We start from the raw sequence: 17722 nt of genomic DNA, 5'->3' as shown, positions 1-17722 counted from the left end.
GTATGTTGAAGAACGCGCAAACGGTACAACCTGCCAGCCACAGCCAACCGGTGGTTTCAGCCGGTTCGGTGATTGGCCAGGTCAGCAGCGTGCTGGCGGTGATTGTGTTACTGATCCTCGCCTGTGGCTGGCTGGCACGCCGCCTCGGTTTTGCACCGAAGGCGGTGAGCGGTCAGGCGCTGAAAGTCAGTGCCAGCGTACAGGTCGGCCAACGCGAGCGGGTGGTGATTGTTGATACCCAGGATGCCCGTCTGGTTCTTGGCGTCACCGCACAACAGGTCACTCACCTGCATACCCTGCCACCGCTTGCGCCTGAAGATGCTGCTGCGCCACCCGCGCCGCAGGATTTTCGTCAGCTGTTAAACACTCTGGTTAAACGCCCCGGAAAAACCCAATGATGCGTCGTTTGCTTCCTCTTCTGCCGCTGCTGTTGCTGGCACCGGTTGCGCATGCGCAACTGCCCGGTTTGGTAAGCCATCCGTTGGCAAATGGTGGCCAGAGCTGGTCGTTGCCGGTGCAGACGCTGGTTTTTATCACCTCACTGACTTTTATTCCGGCAGTGCTGCTGATGATGACCAGTTTCACCCGCATCATTATTGTATTTGGCTTGTTGCGCAACGCGCTCGGTACACCATCAGCACCGCCGAACCAGGTATTGGTCGGTCTGGCGCTGTTCCTCACTTTCTTCATCATGGCACCCACTTTCGACAAGATTTATTCCGACGCTTATCTGCCGTTTAGCCAGGACAAGATCAGCATGGATGTCGCCATTGATAAGGGTGCACAGCCGCTGCGTGAATTTATGCTGCGTCAGACGCGTGAAGCGGATTTAGCGCTGTTTGCCCGTCTGGCAAATACGCCGCCGATTGAGGGGCCGGAAGCAGTGCCGATGCGCATCCTGCTGCCTGCCTATGTCACCAGTGAGCTGAAGACCGCATTCCAGATTGGTTTTACCGTCTTTATCCCTTTCCTGATCATCGACCTGGTGGTTGCCAGCGTGTTGATGGCGTTGGGGATGATGATGGTCCCCCCCGCCACCATTTCGCTGCCGTTTAAGCTGATGCTGTTCGTGCTGGTGGATGGCTGGCAGCTGCTGGTGGGTTCACTGGCGCAAAGTTTCTATTCCTGAGGAGTGCAGCATGACACCCGAATCGGTAATGGTAATGGGACAGGACGCGATGCGTGTTGCCCTGATGATGGCGGCACCCATGTTGCTGGTGGCGCTGGTGAGTGGCCTGATTATCAGCCTGTTGCAGGCGGCTACGCAGGTCAACGAACAAACCCTGTCATTTATTCCCAAGATTCTTGCCGTGGCCGCCACCGCGGTGGTTGCCGGTCCGTGGATGCTTAACCTGATCCTGGATTACATGCGCACCCTGTTTAGCAACCTGCCTTATATCATCGGTTAATGATTAACCTCGACAGCGGCCAGTTAGTTCATTGGGTCAGCCAGTTCTTCTGGCCGATGGTGCGTTTGCTGGCGCTGTTTGCCAGCGCGCCGGTACTCAGCGAGAAAAGTATCCCGAACCGCGTCAAAATTGGTCTGGCGGTGCTAACGACGTGGATTTTGATGCCGTTGCTGCCACCGGTTGAAGTCACCCTGTTTACCGCTGCCGGTTTCTGGCTGCTGCTTCAGCAAATTCTGATTGGTGTCGGTCTGGGGCTGACCATGCAGTTTGCATTCGGTGCGGTGCGTATGGCGGGCGAAGTGATTGGCTTGCAGATGGGGTTGTCATTCGCTACCTTCTTTGACCCTGGCAGCCGTCTGAATATGCCAGTGCTGGCGCGTTTTCTTGATATGCTGGCGATGCTGCTGTTCCTGACCTTCAACGGTCATCTGTGGCTCATCTCGATGCTGGTCGACAGTTTTCACACCATGCCGATCAGCGATCATCCGCTCAACGCTAACGCGTTTATGGCGTTGGTGAAGGCAGCGGGATTAATTTTCCTTAATGGCATGATGTTAGCGCTGCCATTAATCGTTCTGCTCCTCACGCTCAATATGGCCCTGGGTTTGTTAAACCGTGTTACACCACAGTTATCAGTTTTCGTTGTTGGCTTCCCAATCACCTTAACTGTGGGGATCCTGAGCATCGGTCTGATGATGCCGCTCCTTGCCCCTTTTTGCGAACATCTCTTCAGTGAAGTCTTTGATTTGCTCGCTCAGTTCCTGTCAGAACTCTCCCGTACGAGTTGATTAACGAATCTGTAGCCGTTCTTAAGTGATAGTTAAGCGTTCAAAATCTATTTGTGCATTTTTCGAACCATAATTCTCAGAAATCAACTGAGGAAAATCTGATAAATGCGCATTTCTGGTGAAAATTATTCTTATTAAACGGCGCTTCAAGTATTTTAGTCAGACGAATCCTACAGTGCCTAAGCGTGTGGATTCGTTGAGAAAATGCCCAATAGATTGTTTTTAAACAAAAAAAATTTAGCAGCGATTTTTCTTGTAAGAAAACCTTTTTTCCGGCATTGTCAACACTCGCTGAAACGTCACACTTTCGCATTTCAAATGTTTTTAAGATTTGTCCTATCAGATTTGTCTGTGACATGCGCGATAGTGACATGGCTCGCAAAAATGAGCGATTTACCGACTTAAAACAAATTCCCGGCGATTCCCACTGTCGCGGGGTCAAGAGTGACGTTGAAGTAACACAACAAACTTCGCAGAACGGGTCAGGGAAGAGTCATGATGGCGCACGGGTTTACTCCGCCAGGCTGCTGAGCAGAATAAAAAAGTGTCTTTGGAAATCTCTCTCGTACCGCAAACGCGTAATTCATCGTTGATTTAAACGGATAACAAATTGGTGAGGGTCGCTAACATGCCAACGATTATTATGGATTCATGCAACTACACACGCCTGGGATTATCGGACTATATGTCCGCAAAAGGAGTTAAAAAGAAAAATATTACTTCCGTGTCTGACATCGAGCAATTGCAACAAAGATGTGAACAGCTAAAACCCGGGGTCGTATTTATTAACGAAGAATCGTTCATTCATGAATCCGACTCCAGCGATCGTATTCGCGGCATTATTATGCAGCATCCTGACACCCTATTTTTCATCTTCATGGCGATCTCAAACATCCATTTTGAGGAATATCTCTACGTTCGTAAGAACCTGATTATTACGTCAAAATCGATTAAAACATCGACCCTGGATTCCCTACTCGGCACCTATCTGCAAAAGAAACTCAATGCAGCGCCACGAATTTCAGCCGGGCTTGATATTCACCCTCTGACATTAAGCCAGACTGAGTCAAATATGCTGAAAATGTGGATGTCAGGACATGACACCATTCAGATTTCAGACAAGATGCAAATTAAGGCGAAAACAGTTTCGTCACATAAAGGTAATATTAAACGTAAAATCAAGACCCACAATAAACAAGTTATTTATCATGTTGTGCGTCTCACTGATAATGTTACCTCCGGGATCTATGTCAACGTGCGATAATTTCCCCCGGTAAAAATAAGGGCTAATCCGCTGATTGGCCCTTTTTTGTTTTTGTCCATTTTGCGATGCAGATCCCACTCTGCTGGCTAATCCTTTCCCCTCCCTTGCCGATGTTAGCTTCAGAACACCAACCTATATGAGAGCAAGGATATGAAAACAGCATCGATTGATGAGCAACATAAGCTCAGCATCTGGCAGAACCTGCGCCTGATGCCTCTTTTCAGCATGATCTTTGGTGGCATTCTGCTGCTTTTTGCCCTGTGCATTGGACTCGCCAGCTACTTTCTGATTCAAAGCAATAACTCGCTGAATGACGCCACAGATGAAATCCAGATTCGTATGGGGATTTCCAACAGCTCAAACCACCTGCGTACTGCACGTCTGAATGTTATTCAGTCTGGTGCCGCCGCACGTATTGGCGAGATGGATAGCTACCGCGCTGACCTGGCGCGCACCGAGCAGCGTATTGAACAGGCACGCGCCGGTTTCAAACTTTATATGGACCGCAAAACCAAAACCGCGGAAGACCTGGCGCTGGATGCACCGCTGACAGAACGCTTCAACGCTTATATCGATAAAGGTCTGAAGCCGATGATCGATTCAGCAAAACAAGGCAGTTTTGAAGGCATTATTGCGCAGGAAACCGATGTAACACGCAAACTGGATGACGCCTATAACGAGGTATTACTCAAGGCAATCAAGATCCGTACTAATCGCGCTGATGCGATAAATGCGGAAGCGGCACATCAGTCACGTATTGGTTTTATTGCTATGGCCGCCGCCTTTGCCGCAGCACTGGTGTTGGTATTGCTAACCTTCCTGTTCCTGCGCCGCGTGGTGATTAACCCACTGCGTCAATCTGTCGCGCGTATTGAACGAATCGCTCAGGGGGATTTAACCGCGCCCGATCAGGCATGGGGCCGCAGTGAAATTGGTAGCCTGTTGCATAATCTGCAACTGATGCAGGCCTCACTGGTTCGTACGGTTGGTGTGGTACGTGAAGGTGCGGTGGCGATCTACCAGGGTTCCAGTGAGATTTCTGCCGGTAACACCGATCTCTCCTCGCGCACCGAACAACAGGCTTCCGCACTGGAGCAGACCGCAGCCAGCATGGAACAACTGACGGCCACCGTGAAGCAGAATGCCGAAAACGCCCATCATGCCAGCCAGCTGGCAGCCGATGCCTCAGGAAAAGCGCGCAGCGGTGGAGAGCTGGTCGATGGCGTGGTGAAAACCATGAACAACATTTCTGGCAGCTCGAAAAAGATTGCCGAAATCACTAATGTTATCAACAGCATTGCATTCCAGACCAATATTCTGGCGTTGAACGCCGCCGTTGAGGCCGCCCGTGCCGGTGAGCAGGGTCGCGGTTTCGCCGTGGTCGCCAGTGAAGTGCGCAGCCTGGCCCAGCGCAGTGCACAGGCGGCGAAGGAGATTGAGTCTCTGATTGCAGAATCGGTTGATCTGATTAGCAATGGCTCGCATCAGGTAGGGGAAGCCGGCAATACCATGAGTGAAATTGTTGAGGCGGTGCGCCGTGTTACCGACATTATGTCTGAAATCGCCGCCGCTTCAGATGAGCAGAGCCGCGGAATTCAGCAGGTGAGCCTGGCGGTCACCGAGATGGATAATGTGACTCAGCAAAACGCCTCGCTGGTGGAAGAGGCCTCTTCGGCGGCAGCATCGCTGGAAGACCAGGCGGGTAAATTGACCCAGGCGGTTGCGGCGTTTCGTTTGAATGACAAGCCCGGTTTGTTGACTCCGACGCCGACCGTGCAGCCGACGTTAAAAGCGCTGACGCCTCGCGTGGCAACCGTCAGCAATGATAATTGGGAAACGTTCTAAACTTTACAGCCAGAAGCATCCCGTAGCGGCGCGATTTATCGCGCGGTCCGAAAACCTGCGCGATAAATCGCGCCGCTACGGGTGTATCAATTATTCCCCGATGTATGGTTCGACAAACACCCCATCCGCATGATCGTTTTCATTAAAGAACCAGATACCCAGCGGATAATCCTCCAGCGCAACCAGATACATGACGCCTTCATTGAATGGCTCTACCGCCAGAATCGTGCCTGAACGGCGCGGACCACCGTCTGTCTTTACCGTCACGCGGTCATTGACCTTCATTGAATACTCTCCAGAAATAGTGCCTCGGACACAGTGTAACGGAAGAATTGGGTAACCGTGTGATCGCGATCAGCCTGGGTGATTGCTCAACTCGCCTAAGAATGCGCCTGGTAAGGGATTTTCACTTTCTTAACGTTTAATGGCGAGACTTTTGACGCGGCCAGCGCGTAGAATTTTTGTTACTGCACCAACCCCAAAGGCGCAGTCAACCTAAAAGTAACAAGGATTTTTGCCCGCGCAGCGCGGGCTTTTTTTTGCCTGTTGCGCAGATTCCGCACGATTCCCCTCAGACGTCTATACTGTCTACGTCCCCCTTCTCCGCTCAGGAGGCACGATGATGGTAACGGTAAACGACGATAGCGATAACCTGAACAGCAATATCGATACATTGCTTAACGCCATTCAGGAAAAGACATCAGGCAAGATCAAAGAGCATATGCAACCACACGCGAGCGGATCGCAGGATGCGCAAATTGATCTGTCACAAGCCTTTGAACTGGATATCCACGATTGCTCCTGCATTGAAGTGCATCATTGATATCAGGCAAAAAAATACCCGGCGGGATAGCCGGGTAAAGTAAAAGCGCTAAATTCGTTACACCAGGAAAATCTCTAACACAGCAGCCAGATTACGCCTCAGTCTGAATAAGACAAGTGCCAACGCTTTCCAGAGGTGCAACCCCTCACCTGTTTTACGTCGCGGTTGTTACCGAAAACACCGCATGTATGCTGTCTTTTTTCTGCGCATCTTTTACACATGCACAATTCTGCTGTTAGCCTGTTTTAGGAATTTTCCTGGGTTAACTTCCCATCGCTGTGCGAAAAAGTGTGATCGCGATTACGCTATTATACTGATTATTCCTCGCTTTACGGATGCCCAAGGGTGTAAGGAGTGTGAAGATGGTCAGTCTTGACCAACCGTTATTGATCGTCACCGACCTCGATGGCTCACTGCTGGACCATCACGATTATCGTTGGGATGCCGCCAGCGAATGGCTGGCGCGTCTGAAACAAAATCAGATTCCGCTGGTGATCTGTTCCAGCAAAACTGCGGCCGAGATTATTCCGCTGCAAAAAAAACTCGGCATCGCCGGATCGCCTTTTATTGCTGAAAACGGTGCCCGTATTGTTCTTGAGGCGGAGGACCGGCGCAGTGAAGGACAGGGGCAAGCTTACCTTGCACTTTGTCAGCAGTTGAAAGGCTTGCAGGCTGACTTTCGCTTCACCGGTTTTCACGATTTTAGTGACGTTGAGGTGTCCAGATTCACTGGCCTGACGCTGGCGGAAGCCAGTCAGAGTCGACAACGCGATGCTTCTGAGGTGGTGCTGTGGCGTGATGATGCCGCGCGGCTGGATGAATTCCGCGCGGCCCTGCATCAGCACGGTCTGGCGTTAACCCAGGGAGGACGCTTCTGGCATGTGATGCCTGAAGGATGCGGAAAAGGTCACGCGCTGCAAACGTTGCAACAGCATCTCGCCCGGCGCGAGGGGATCACCCGTACCACCATCGGCCTGGGAGATGGCCCCAATGATGTGCCAATGCTGGAATGCGTCGATTATGCCGTCGTCATAAAAGGCTTCAGTAAAACGCCGGTCATCCTGACGCGCGATGATGAGGAAAACGTCTACCACACCGCACACGTTGGTCCCGAGGGCTGGCGTGAAGGTTTGGATTATTTTCTTGCCCAACCCGATTAACGGGCGCACAGCTAATCAGAAGGATGAGGCGATGAGTGATTTTTACCAGAATGGCGTGATTACCAACTTTCATAATCTCACCCACCGTAGCGTTGAGTCGCTGGAAAAAGAGATGGTGCGTTTTGCCCGCAAACGCAAAATGGGGCTGATTTTACCGTCGCTGTTTTCCGAACTGGAAGGACCGGCGCTGGATAACATTGTCAATGAACTGGCGAAAGTGCCTTACCTCGATGAGATTGTGATTGGCCTCGACCGCGCAGACCGCGAGCAGTTTCTGTTTGCACGCGAGTTCTTTGCTCGCCTGCCCCAGCGCCATCGTATTTTGTGGAATGACGGGCCGCGTCTGAAAGCGCTGGATGCCGAACTGGACAAAGAGGGCCTTTCGCCCAGCCAGCCGGGTAAAGGGCGTAACGTCTGGTTCTGCACCGGTTATACGCTGGCCTCCGACCGTACCAGTTGCGTCGCGTTGCACGATTGCGACATCGTCACTTATGAACGTAGTATGCTGGCGCGCTTGCTCTATCCGCTGGCTAACCCGGCTTTTCAGTATGAATTCTGCAAAGGTTTTTATGCGCGTGTCGCAGGCGGCAAACTGAATGGTCGTGTCGGGCGACTGCTGGTGGGGCCGCTGCTGCGCTCACTGCAAAAAGTGTATGGTCATTCGGAATATCTCGACTATCTCGCCAGCTTCCGCTACCCGTTGTCCGGGGAATTTGCCATGCGCACCCATGTGCTGAACAATATTAAGATTCCCGGCGACTGGGGGCTGGAAATTGGCGTGCTGTCGGAGATTTATCGCAACTACACCACACGGCAAAGCTGCCAGGTAGAGATTGCCGATAACTATGACCATAAGCATCAGCCGCTGGCCGAAGAAGATGGCACCGGTGGTCTTAAGCGTATGAGCAATGACATCGTGCAATCGTTGCTACGTAAACTGGCGACAATGGGTGTGCCTCTGACCAGTGACTCATTCCGGGTATTGAAAGCCACCTATTATCGCAACGCGCTGGATATGATGGAGGTCTACAACCACGAAGCCACTATGAATGGTCTGAAGTTCGACCAGCATATTGAAGAGGCGGCGGTAGAGATGTTCACCCAGGCGATTCTCGACGCCGGTCAGGCATTTATTGAACGTCCGAATGACAAACCCTTTATTCCCAGCTGGAGCCGGGTGCAATCTGCCTTTCCGGATATCCTGCAACGGATTTACCAGGCGGTTGAAGAAGATAACGACGGTAAGGTTTAATCCGCGCTGCACACGCGATTACGGCCACTGGTTTTCGCCAGGTAGAGTCGGCTATCGGCTTTGGCCTGCAAGCTCTCCGCGTCGTAATCGCCCTGCTCTTCGCTGCTGGTCACCCCGGCCGAGAGCGTGATGTTAAAGGTGGTGCTGGCGTTCACCAGGATAGTTTTGGCCGCCAGACGCGCACGGATGCGCTCCGCCACCACACTGGCTTCCGCCAGGGTGGTTTCCGGCAACACAATACAGAATTCTTCCCCGCCAATACGCCCCGCCACATCGTATTTACGCAGCGTATGGCTGATTACGCTGGCTACACGGATCAGTGCCTGATCGCCCGCATGATGCCCCCAGGTGTCATTGACCTTCTTAAAATGATCGACATCCAACTGGATAACCGCAAGCGGTCGCTGCAACTGCTGGCAGTGAGTGGCCTGCGCCACAAACTGTTCGAAGAAGGCACTGCGATTGAGTAAACGCGTCAAACCATCGTAATTGGCCCGCCAGGTGAGGCGCGCAGAGAGTTCATCCTGGCGGCGCACCAGGCGGAAGATCACCTGATGAGCTAGCGCCAGCATCAGGACAAACAGCAACCACATGCCAAGCAGGAACAGGGTGACACGTCCCAGCTCCTGCTTCATACCCTGCTTCAGAGTCTGCACATTGATAATGTAGCCATCGACATTTTCCAGTTTGCTCCAACTGGCAAACTGCGTCCCCAGCCGCAATATGCCGCTGCGTTCATGCTGCATACGCTTCAGCAATTCTTGCCGTTGTTCAGCATTCAGTGGGACTTCATCCGGGGCATGCAGGCGAGCCACCTCCTCCAGCTTACGATCGAGGAACACCAGGTTACCCTGCAACAGCGTATGACGCGTTTCCGCCAGCAGATTACGAATGCGCGCCTGGGGGAAATCCATCGACAACACGCCATACCAGTAGCCATTGCTGATAATCGGCGCGCTGAGGGTCAACATCAGTCCTTCATCGAACTGCCCCTGGTAACCGCTGGTCCAGCGCAGATAGGGGCTGGGATTCTGCTGCGGGTTAAGGGCACGAAAATAGGCGCGCTGCACCATTGTGGCATAGCTTTGCTCCAATTCTTGCGGGCTTTGCGGTGGTCGCGAGCTGATATAAAACCCCGCGCGGGAGATGTACCAGAAGCGTGAATGAAAATCATGGTCCGGATCGCTGAATTGCATGATAAAACTGAACTCCAGCGCAGCGCGGATCTCCTGGTCAATCAGAGCCGGGTCGCGCCTTAGCAGCGGATCACGCGCCAGCCAGTCATCTCCGACACCGTTCAGCGGCATACTACGCGGGCTATTCAGCTGCAATTGCCACAACGGATGCTGACGTAACGCCTGGAAACGCGTCACCGCTTCGCGCGCGTTATCGGAATCAAGCGGGTGTGTCAGCGCATAACTCAGCATCTTCTGGTAGTAAACCAGCTCATCCACGCTCTCCTGAAACTGACTGTCGAGATTCTTTTGAATCTCCGCCAGTTGCGCACGCTGACGATCTTCATAGCTGGTTTTTAGTTCCAGCGCTTCATGCACCGTCAGGAAAGCCGAGAAAAGGAAAACCGCAAAAAAACACAGGTGAACAGATAAAAAGGGATTGCCCGACTGCCGGGGAAGTGGCGTTTGTGCCATCAGCAACCATGCTCCGGAAAAAGGCGAATGAAAACAGTGTAGCCAGCCGGGGAAAGATCGTACAGACGGGGATCGGTAGCGGCGCGATTTATCGCGCAATTTCGTGCAGGGTGCAGAAAAAGTCGCGCGATAAAACGTGCCGCTACGTATTCATCTCAGCTATTAGCTGGCCAGCTGGCGCGCGGCAGATAAGTGACAGAGCTCATCACTATGGAATGCCTCACGGCGCACGCTGTAGCCATCATACCAACGACACTCTACCATTCCGCTGGCATAGCCGGTCACCACCATAGTGGGTCCACCCTGTTTGTGCTGAACTTCGTCACTGATCGCAAAGGTCATACGCGCCCTCCCTTCTACCCGTTGAATGAACTTCATCAGGTATAGCAGGCGCGGGGGGTTTTTGCCTATAAGAGATTGTGATTACTACTGCAATTTAGGAATAAGCAGTTAAATATGCGGAAAATAAAAAAAGCGGATAAAAATTATTATCCGCTTTGAAATGCTTTCCCGGGTGGGAAAATCAGATTTTACAACCTTCGCAATCAGCTTCGTCGCTCAGATCGGTCGGGACTTCGCGTGCTTTCTCCGCCGCTTTCGCTTCAGCCTGTTCCAGCTGTGCATCGATATCAAATTCAAACATATCGTCGTTCATCATCGTTCTCCTGACCCGTGATTTGAAATTTCCTGCGCTTTATAGTCTTTATCCACGCACTTTGGCAATCAGATTCACCACCAACAGCACGATCGACCCAATCAAAAAGCCCAGTACCAGGTTGGCGCCGTTGCTGAGCAGCGCCGAGACCAACGGGTTAAAACCCGCGCTGTACGCCTCAATCGCATGGTGCAACGGCGTAATCCCGTGAATGACAATACCGCCCCCCACCAGGAACATCGCCAGGGTACCCACCACCGACAGAATTTTCATCAATATCGGGGCAGCGGCTAACAACAATCCCCCCACCGCCTGCGCCAGCGTGGATGATTTTTCCCGCAGCCAGTATCCGAGATCGTCGATTTTCACAATCCCGGCAACGATGCCATACACCCCCACCGTCACCAGAATGGCGATACCCGCCAGCACCATTACCTGATTGAGCAACGGCGCTTCCGCCACGATGCCCAATGTGATGGCAACAATTTCGGCCGAAAGAATAAAGTCGGTACGTACCGCACCTTTCACTTTATCCTTCTCAAATGTCTTTGGATCCTGTTGCGCCAGTTGCTCAAGACGCTGCTGACGGGCTTCCGGGCTTTGCTCGGCTTTATCGTGGTTGAGGCTGTGCAACACCTTCTCCACGCCCTCAAAGCAGAGATACGCCCCGCCAATCATCAGCAACGGCGTAATCAGCCAGGGCGCAAAAGCTGAAATCAACAGCGCCAGCGGCACGAGGATCAATTTGTTAATAAAGGAGCCTTTCGCCACCGCCCACACCACCGGCAATTCGCGATTGGCTTTTACGCCGGTAACCTGTTGCGCATTCAGGGACAGATCGTCACCCAATACCCCGGCGGTTTTTTTTGCGGCCACTTTGCCCATCATGGAGATGTCATCAAGCAAGGTGGCAATATCATCCAGAAGCGTCAGTAAGCTGGTTCCTGCCAAAATGTTTTCCTTATTCCTGTTCGTGATCCTGACAACAGGGGCAACGCTCGACCGCCGTCACTGACATATCGGCGATGCCCGCACAATCCCACTCAACGCGTAACGGCTGCCCCGCCACATCCCCGGCATGCAAATATTTACTCACCGGACTTTCCGTCATACCCGTAATCTCTTCGGTGGCGACCAGCGTATCACCCAGATAGATCCGGGCGGTGGCTCGGGTGTTGACCATCCGTTCGTCACGAAGTTGGTACAGGCGTTTGACCGTCAGTTTTATGCTGCTCATGGCTATGTTCCGCGTCCCAGAGAAAGGAGTGATCTAAACCGTTATAGCGAGTAAAAGCAACAATCTGCCTTATACGCCGCGATAATGATGCAAACCTGCATGATCGATTTCACCGCTGTGACTGGCGGCCAACAGCCACTCCTCCAGTCGTTCAATTAACGCCTCGTCCTCAAGGCGCAGCTTGCCACGTAACGCACATTCCCAGACGATCAGCACCTTCCAGCCGCTCTCCTGCAACTGCTGAATGTAGCGCCGATCCCGTTCGACATTACTGTTAATTTTACCGGCCCAGAATTCGGTACGCGTAGCAGGCATTTTGAACAGATAGCAATGATGACGATGCCAGAAGCAGCCGTGAACAAAAATAATCGCCTGCTGGGCCGGGACGACAAAATCAGGTCGACCAGCTAATGCTTTATCCTGCACCCGATAGGTAAATCCACGGTCTTTTAATATCAACGCAATACGCTGTTCAATCGCCGTATCCTGAGTACGAATTGCACGCATATTCTTGCTACGAACATCACGAGAATGGACGTCGGCCATAACCTTTCCTTTTTCTTGTGGCTCCTTCAACTTTAGCGGTTTGGGGCAAAAGCGAAAGCCGCATTCACTACCGGCACGTCGGGCCAATTTCTTCATAGCGTGAGGAGTGGTAGCATAGCCGCTTCACTGTTAAGGAAAAACGCATGCACGCCGAAGAGACCGCCGCGACTGCCTCACCCTCCCCACTCACTGTTTCCGCCACTGACGATGCCACCACGCTGTTGTTGCAAGTGCTGGCGATTTACGCCGCACGCGACCTTGTGAGCACGCTGAGCGACGCCGGTGGTCGCGACTGGAGCGTGCCCCGTCTCAACCGTATTCGTCAGGGAAAGAGCGCAGCACCGGCGTTAAGCAGCGCGGAAGTTGCCAGTTTGCAGGCGTTATTACCCGCTCGTCCCGCGCATTATGACGCGCCTCGTTTTCAGTTTGTCGATCTGTTTGCCGGTATTGGCGGCATTCGCCGTGGCTTTGAACAGATTGGCGGCCAGTGCGTCTTTACCAGTGAATGGAATAAAGAAGCGGTGCGGACCTACAAGGCCAACCACTATTGCGATCCGCAGCAACATCGCTTCAACAGCGATATTCGCCAGGTAACGCAACCGGCCGGTCTGAGTGATGAGCAGGCCATCTATCAACATATTGATCGCACAATCCCTGACCATCAGGTGCTACTGGCAGGTTTCCCCTGCCAGCCCTTCTCGCTGGCCGGTGTGAGTAAAAAGAATGCCCTGGGCCGGGCGCACGGTTTCGAGTGTGAGGCACAGGGAACCTTATTCTTCGATGTGGCACGCATTCTGGCGGCGAAAAAGCCGCCGTTCTTCGTGCTGGAAAACGTGAAGAACCTGAAAAGTCACGACAAAGGACGCACCTTCGCCATTATTATGGCGACGCTGGATGAGCTGGGCTATGACGTGGCCGATGCGGATAACGCGGGACTGGCCGATGCCAAAATCATCGATGCACGCCATTTTCTGCCGCAACATCGTGAGCGTATTGTGTTGGTGGGTATCCGTCGCGACACCCATCTGAGCGAGGGATTTTCTCTGCGCGCCTTACCCGCACTCTATCCCAAAAAAGTCCCGACGCTCAGTAGCTTGCTGGAACCCCAGCCTGATGCCAAATATACGTTGTCACCGGTACTGTGGAACTACCTTTACCAATACGCCAAAAAACACAAAGCCAAGGGGAACGGCTTTGGTTTCGGTCTGAACGATGCGCGTAATCCGTCGGTTTGCGTGCGCACCCTGTCGGCTCGCTATTACAAAGACGGTTCGGAAATTCTTATTGATCGAGGTTGGGACCGTGCGCTGGGCGAGCAGGACTTTCATCAGCCGGACAATATGTCACGCCGCCCACGTCGTTTAACACCACGCGAATGCGCGCGGCTGATGGGATTTGAAGCACCGGGTGAAACGCGCTTCCGCATTCCGGTGTCCGATACCCAGGCCTATAAACAGTTTGGCAATTCGGTAGTGGTGCCGGTGTTTGCTGCTGTAGCGCAACTGCTGTTGCCATTGATCGAACAATACACCCGCAACATGAAGTGATTTCGGGCAGCGGGCACAGCGGTTCAGACTGGAAAACGCGGAAGAAAAAACCCGTCAGTTGACGGGTTTTTGTTTTATTTCTTTTTCTTGCCCTGCTTCTTCAACAGCGCGCGAATCTGTTTCAGTTCAGCAGCACTCAGTTGATCGGTTACCGCTTCTGCTGTGTCCTGATTGTCGATCGCATCCTGCGCCGGAGTCTGTAGGCTCGCCTGCAAGCGATTCACAATTTCCTGACTCATAGAAATTTGGTTGTCCAGAGCCAGTTGTTTGATGTGTTCTTTCAGCGCAGGATCAATCTTAATCGTTAAATTAACGGTCTCGGTCATCGTGTTACTCCTTATTGATTTTCATCAACGTAGCGGAAGATGCCGAAAGTTAACAGGCTGTCATAAAAATTTAATATTAGACGTGTAGGGGACTGAAATCCCTCAACACCGATTCGTCCATCGAGGTCAGGTTGCCCTGAAGCTCCGCGCACAGTTTTGCCATATAGCGCACCAGGAAGTCGGCATTGTGTTCCGCCAGTTGGCGTCCCGCTTCGGTTTGCATAGTTTCAGGCAGGCGTAATAACTTCTTCTGGAAGTGATCCAGCGTCCAGTGCACATCATTCAACTCACGATCTTTGCCCAGAGGATCGTCGCTGTCGAACAGCGGGCGTCCCAGCGCACCGGCAGTATAAAATACCCGCGCCAGACCAATGGCACCCAGTGACTCCAGGCGGTCGGCGTCTTGCACAATCTTCGCCTCAAGGGTTTGTGGCGCGATCGCGGCGCTGAAACTGTGCGCCTGCACGGCATGCGCGACAGCATCTATGTGGTCAGCCGGAAAGTCCGGGAAGTCTTGTTGCAGAATGCGGCGCGTCTCTTCAGCGGCGTAAGTTGAGGCCAGATGACGTTCCGGGTGGTTTTTCGGTAAGTTGACAACATCATGAAAGTAGCAAGCGGTCAGCACCACCAGCGCATCGGCATCGCTATTTTGCATAATGCGTGCCGCGCTCATCCAGACACGGCGCAGGTGGGCGATATCATGGGCTTTATCATCATGCAGCCAGTTCTGCTGCAACCAGTTTTCGAAACGGTTTTGCCAGCCTGTTAGCGACATCGTGCTTCTCCTGTTATTGCTGTTATAAAGCACCGCCGTCAATGACGAGCGTGCTACTCCTGCAAACATCATAGCGGCCCGGTGATGACACTTTCTTTACACTCCTCCTGCATAATCAACTGCGAAAAAATGCGATCCTGATCCTGTTATAGCGCTGTTAACAGCACTTTCCCAGCACCACGCGCGTTTTCGGTATTTCCTCATCCTCGTTTCAGTTAAACGACTCTGTTTAGCAGTGATAATGTTTTAAAGCCATGCAGAAATAGTGTGTAACGGATTAATTCTGGTTTAACTCGCTAGCTTAAAACCCGTCGGTCAACCGATCACCCACGACATATTCTGAAAGAGTTCCCATTGTGTCCGTTATAACGTACTGTATCTGAGAAAAATGCGATTTTGTTTTTCCATTGCATCCAATCAAGCACGTTTTTTGCTTGTGAGCCATTTTTAAAACTGAATACGCACTGAATGCCTGACTATAAGGCGACAAATTATTAAGCAAATTGATTTAAACCCATTATGCTAATTCTGCACATCCGTGGACGCGGATGGTTCAGCAAATTCTCCGGGTTGGTAACACAACAAGAGGTAAATCATGAAAGAACGGCCGATTCTTTTTTCCGAACAGCGGGTCCGCGCCCTGCTGGTTGGCCAGCAAACACAGACCCGGCGCATTATGAAGACTCAGGCTTTCGGCCCTGGTCAGGATCATCACGAAGGCGTACACGCATTTGACGTCAGTGCAAACCATCTGCACGGCTATAAACTGATGTCGATGTCAGACATCAGTTATCACTGCCCCTATGGTAAACCCGGCGATCGTCTCTGGGTGCGCGAAACCTGGCGTGGTCCGATCGTGCCGGAGGAACAGTTGGCAGAGTATGAACGCGAGCCACTCCCCTTCCGCGACCCGGTGTATTGTCAGTATCGCGCCGACAGCAATGAGCTGGGGCAGCAGGATGACAATTTGCAAGATGCCGAGCAATTTGGCTGGCAGACGGCCATCCATATGCCACGCTGGGCCAGCCGTATTGATCTTGAGATCACCTCCGTTCGCGCCGAGAAGATTCAGGACATCAGTGAAGACGACATCATGGCAGAAGGCGTGCAGACCGACTCGCACTTCCTGAATAACTTCTTCACCATGAATATGAACTCCGAGTCGCCTAAAGAGGCCTATCGCAAGGCGTGGCAGAAACAATACGGTGCCACCAGTTGGGAAGTGAACCCGTGGGTATGGGTGATCGAGTTCCAGCGTGTGGAGCGTGAAGGGTAAGTCCTCTCTCCGGCAGAGGTGAGGGGTAAACCTCTCACCTTTGCAATCTCAGTCACAGACAAAATTCTTACTAACAGGTTGAATAGACAGCTTTGATTCTGCGCTGGTAATTTTCGCTGTACCGCGCGAGGATACCGTCTTACGCCCTGAAGAGTGAGTGATGCGATGTTCAAATGGCCGTGGCACGCGCAGGTAGAAACTTCAGTCGCAGCGCTGCCGTGGCAACAAGCGCTGGCACAACCTATTTTCTCTCTGCTTGACGAAAACGAGCAAGCCAGCCTCATCGCTTTGGCACAGCGCTTCCTGCAACAAAAAAAAATCACGCCATTGCAGGCGTTGCAACTCGACGAACTGCGTACCGCCCGACTGGCGTTGCTATTTTGCCTGCCAGTGTTGAAGCTCGGCCTGGAATGGCTTGATGGCTTCCATGAAATTTTGATCTACCCCGAGCCCTTCAACGTCGATGACCACTGGCAAGATGACAGCGGCCTGGTGCATCAGGCGGCGGCAGTGCACGCCGGACAGAGCTGGACCCAGGGGCCAGTGGTGTTAAATGCGCTGGATATCCAGGATTCGTTTGATCTCTCCGGCTATAACCTGGTGATCCATGAAGTCGCACATAAACTGGATGCACGCGGCAGCGGTTACACCAGCGGTGTCCCGGCCATTGCCCTGCGTGATGTCGCCAGTTGGGAAAAAGATTTACTTCAGGCGATGGAGGAGATCGAAGCTGAAGTGGAGTTGGTGGGTGAACAAGCCGCCACCATCGATCCCTACGCCGCCAGCGATCCCGCCGAGTGCTTTGCCGTCCTCTCCGAATATTTCTTTAGCGCACCGGATTTACTGGCAGAGCGTTTTCCCGCTATGTACCGCCATCTGCAACAATTCTATCGTCAGGACCCCCAAGCGCGTTTAGCCGCCACGCGCCCGGAAATTGCTTAAAGCGTGATCGCTTTGTATTAATGCTAGCCAGTTGAATACAAATGTATTTTTAGCTGTTGACAGCTCCGGCACTGCCCATTAATATGCGCCTCGTTCCAACGATTCCTCTGTAGTTCAGTCGGTAGAACGGCGGACTGTTAATCCGTATGTCACTGGTTCGAGTCCAGTCAGAGGAGCCAAATTCGAAGAAGAGCAGCCTGAAAAGGCTGCTTTTTTTTTGTCTGTAGC

21 protein-coding genes and 1 tRNA gene are annotated in these 17722 nt (G+C 52.4%); 13 read left to right on the top strand and 9 right to left on the bottom strand.

Going from position 1 to position 17722, the window contains the following annotated elements; all coding sequences use genetic code 11:
• Positions 1 to 2: 2 nt before the first annotated feature.
• The 6 genes from fliO (at position 3) to L579_RS03315 (ending at position 5306) form a co-directional block, all read left to right on the top strand.
• On the top strand, positions 3 to 398 hold the full coding sequence (fliO, locus tag L579_RS03340) for a flagellar biosynthetic protein FliO (protein ID WP_021182860.1): 396 nt from the start codon (positions 3 to 5) through the stop codon (positions 396 to 398).
• The gene (fliP, locus tag L579_RS03335) at positions 398 to 1129 is read left to right on the top strand and encodes a flagellar type III secretion system pore protein FliP (protein WP_036625087.1); all 732 of its coding nucleotides are present in this window, start codon (positions 398 to 400) and stop codon (positions 1127 to 1129) included. Before fliO ends, fliP begins: the two co-directional genes overlap by 1 nt.
• A gap of 10 nt (positions 1130 to 1139) precedes the next feature.
• Positions 1140 to 1409 (top strand): flagellar biosynthesis protein FliQ, encoded by a 270-nt coding sequence (gene fliQ / locus L579_RS03330; protein WP_021182859.1) that lies wholly within the window; start codon positions 1140 to 1142, stop codon positions 1407 to 1409.
• Positions 1409 to 2197 (top strand): flagellar biosynthetic protein FliR, encoded by a 789-nt coding sequence (gene fliR / locus L579_RS03325; protein ID WP_021182858.1) that lies wholly within the window; start codon positions 1409 to 1411, stop codon positions 2195 to 2197. The genes fliQ and fliR overlap by 1 nt, the downstream gene beginning before the upstream one ends.
• 628 nt (positions 2198 to 2825) lie before the next feature.
• Positions 2826 to 3461: a transcriptional regulator RcsA gene (rcsA, locus tag L579_RS03320; protein ID WP_036624919.1), complete on the top strand. Its 636-nt coding sequence runs from the start codon at positions 2826 to 2828 to the stop codon at positions 3459 to 3461.
• A 150-nt stretch (positions 3462 to 3611) separates the two neighbouring features.
• Entirely contained in the window at positions 3612 to 5306 is a 1695-nt protein-coding gene (locus L579_RS03315) for a methyl-accepting chemotaxis protein (RefSeq protein WP_021182856.1), read from the top strand.
• Positions 5307 to 5396: 90 nt separating this feature from the next.
• Here the strand turns inward: L579_RS03315 and dsrB are convergent, their stop codons facing one another.
• The gene (dsrB, locus tag L579_RS03310; RefSeq protein WP_021182855.1) at positions 5397 to 5591 is read right to left on the bottom strand and encodes a protein DsrB; all 195 of its coding nucleotides are present in this window, start codon (positions 5589 to 5591) and stop codon (positions 5397 to 5399) included.
• 334 nt (positions 5592 to 5925) lie between these two features.
• Here dsrB and L579_RS03305 point away from each other — a divergent pair, with 334 nt between their 5' ends.
• From L579_RS03305 to L579_RS03295, 3 genes are all read left to right on the top strand, one after another.
• The gene (locus tag L579_RS03305; RefSeq protein ID WP_021182854.1) at positions 5926 to 6129 is read left to right on the top strand and encodes a DUF2525 domain-containing protein; all 204 of its coding nucleotides are present in this window, start codon (positions 5926 to 5928) and stop codon (positions 6127 to 6129) included.
• Between the two features lie 362 nt (positions 6130 to 6491).
• Complete coding sequence (locus tag L579_RS03300) at positions 6492 to 7289, top strand: mannosyl-3-phosphoglycerate phosphatase-related protein (RefSeq protein ID WP_021182853.1); 798 nt, start codon at positions 6492 to 6494, stop codon at positions 7287 to 7289.
• Between the two features lie 31 nt (positions 7290 to 7320).
• The gene (locus L579_RS03295) at positions 7321 to 8541 is read left to right on the top strand and encodes a glycosyl transferase (RefSeq protein WP_021182852.1); all 1221 of its coding nucleotides are present in this window, start codon (positions 7321 to 7323) and stop codon (positions 8539 to 8541) included.
• Here the strand turns inward: L579_RS03295 and dgcQ are convergent.
• From dgcQ to L579_RS03270, 6 genes are all read right to left on the bottom strand, one after another.
• Entirely contained in the window at positions 8538 to 10190 is a 1653-nt protein-coding gene (gene dgcQ, locus L579_RS03290) for a cellulose biosynthesis regulator diguanylate cyclase DgcQ (RefSeq protein ID WP_036625084.1), read from the bottom strand. The two genes, L579_RS03295 and dgcQ, sit on opposite strands and share 4 nt — an antisense overlap.
• A 162-nt stretch (positions 10191 to 10352) precedes the next feature.
• Positions 10353 to 10532: a YodC family protein gene (locus L579_RS03285; RefSeq protein ID WP_021182850.1), complete on the bottom strand. Its 180-nt coding sequence runs from the start codon at positions 10530 to 10532 to the stop codon at positions 10353 to 10355.
• Between the two features lie 181 nt (positions 10533 to 10713).
• Positions 10714 to 10848, bottom strand: a complete 135-nt coding sequence (locus L579_RS24265) for a hypothetical protein (RefSeq protein WP_021182849.1) — start codon at positions 10846 to 10848, stop codon at positions 10714 to 10716.
• Between the two features lie 45 nt (positions 10849 to 10893).
• Entirely contained in the window at positions 10894 to 11796 is a 903-nt protein-coding gene (locus L579_RS03280; protein WP_021182848.1) for a DUF808 domain-containing protein, read from the bottom strand.
• Between the two features lie 10 nt (positions 11797 to 11806).
• The gene (locus L579_RS03275) at positions 11807 to 12082 is read right to left on the bottom strand and encodes a hypothetical protein (protein ID WP_021182847.1); all 276 of its coding nucleotides are present in this window, start codon (positions 12080 to 12082) and stop codon (positions 11807 to 11809) included.
• A 69-nt stretch (positions 12083 to 12151) separates the two neighbouring features.
• Positions 12152 to 12628 carry a very short patch repair endonuclease gene (locus L579_RS03270; RefSeq protein WP_021182846.1) on the bottom strand — a complete coding sequence of 159 codons (477 nt, stop codon included), beginning with the start codon at positions 12626 to 12628 and terminating at the stop codon, positions 12152 to 12154.
• Between the two features lie 143 nt (positions 12629 to 12771).
• Here L579_RS03270 and dcm point away from each other — a divergent pair, with 143 nt between their 5' ends.
• Positions 12772 to 14175, top strand: a complete 1404-nt coding sequence (dcm, locus tag L579_RS03265) for a DNA (cytosine-5-)-methyltransferase (protein WP_021182845.1) — start codon at positions 12772 to 12774, stop codon at positions 14173 to 14175.
• A gap of 74 nt (positions 14176 to 14249) precedes the next feature.
• On the opposite strand, the gene L579_RS03260 is transcribed toward dcm, so the two are convergent.
• On the bottom strand, positions 14250 to 14501 hold the full coding sequence (locus L579_RS03260; protein ID WP_021182844.1) for a hypothetical protein: 252 nt from the start codon (positions 14499 to 14501) through the stop codon (positions 14250 to 14252).
• Between the two features lie 76 nt (positions 14502 to 14577).
• Positions 14578 to 15276, bottom strand: coding sequence for a phosphohydrolase (locus L579_RS03255; protein WP_021182843.1), 699 nt, complete (start codon positions 15274 to 15276; stop codon positions 14578 to 14580).
• 595 nt (positions 15277 to 15871) lie between these two features.
• On the opposite strand from L579_RS03255, the gene L579_RS03250 reads away from it, so the two are divergent.
• From L579_RS03250 to L579_RS03240, 3 genes are all read left to right on the top strand, one after another.
• Positions 15872 to 16552, top strand: a complete 681-nt coding sequence (locus tag L579_RS03250; protein ID WP_021182842.1) for a phage-related protein — start codon at positions 15872 to 15874, stop codon at positions 16550 to 16552.
• A 165-nt stretch (positions 16553 to 16717) separates the two neighbouring features.
• Positions 16718 to 17494, top strand: a complete 777-nt coding sequence (mtfA, locus tag L579_RS03245) for a DgsA anti-repressor MtfA (RefSeq protein WP_021182841.1) — start codon at positions 16718 to 16720, stop codon at positions 17492 to 17494.
• A 103-nt stretch (positions 17495 to 17597) separates the two neighbouring features.
• Positions 17598 to 17673: transfer RNA gene (locus L579_RS03240), tRNA-Asn, on the top strand.
• Positions 17674 to 17722: the final 49 nt, after the last annotated feature.

Source organism: Pantoea sp. AS-PWVM4 (assembly GCF_000468095.1).
Lineage (GTDB): Bacteria > Pseudomonadota > Gammaproteobacteria > Enterobacterales > Enterobacteriaceae > Pantoea > Pantoea phytobeneficialis.
Note: the sequence above shows the minus strand (reverse complement) of the source record. Positions and strands in the feature narration are given on the sequence as shown.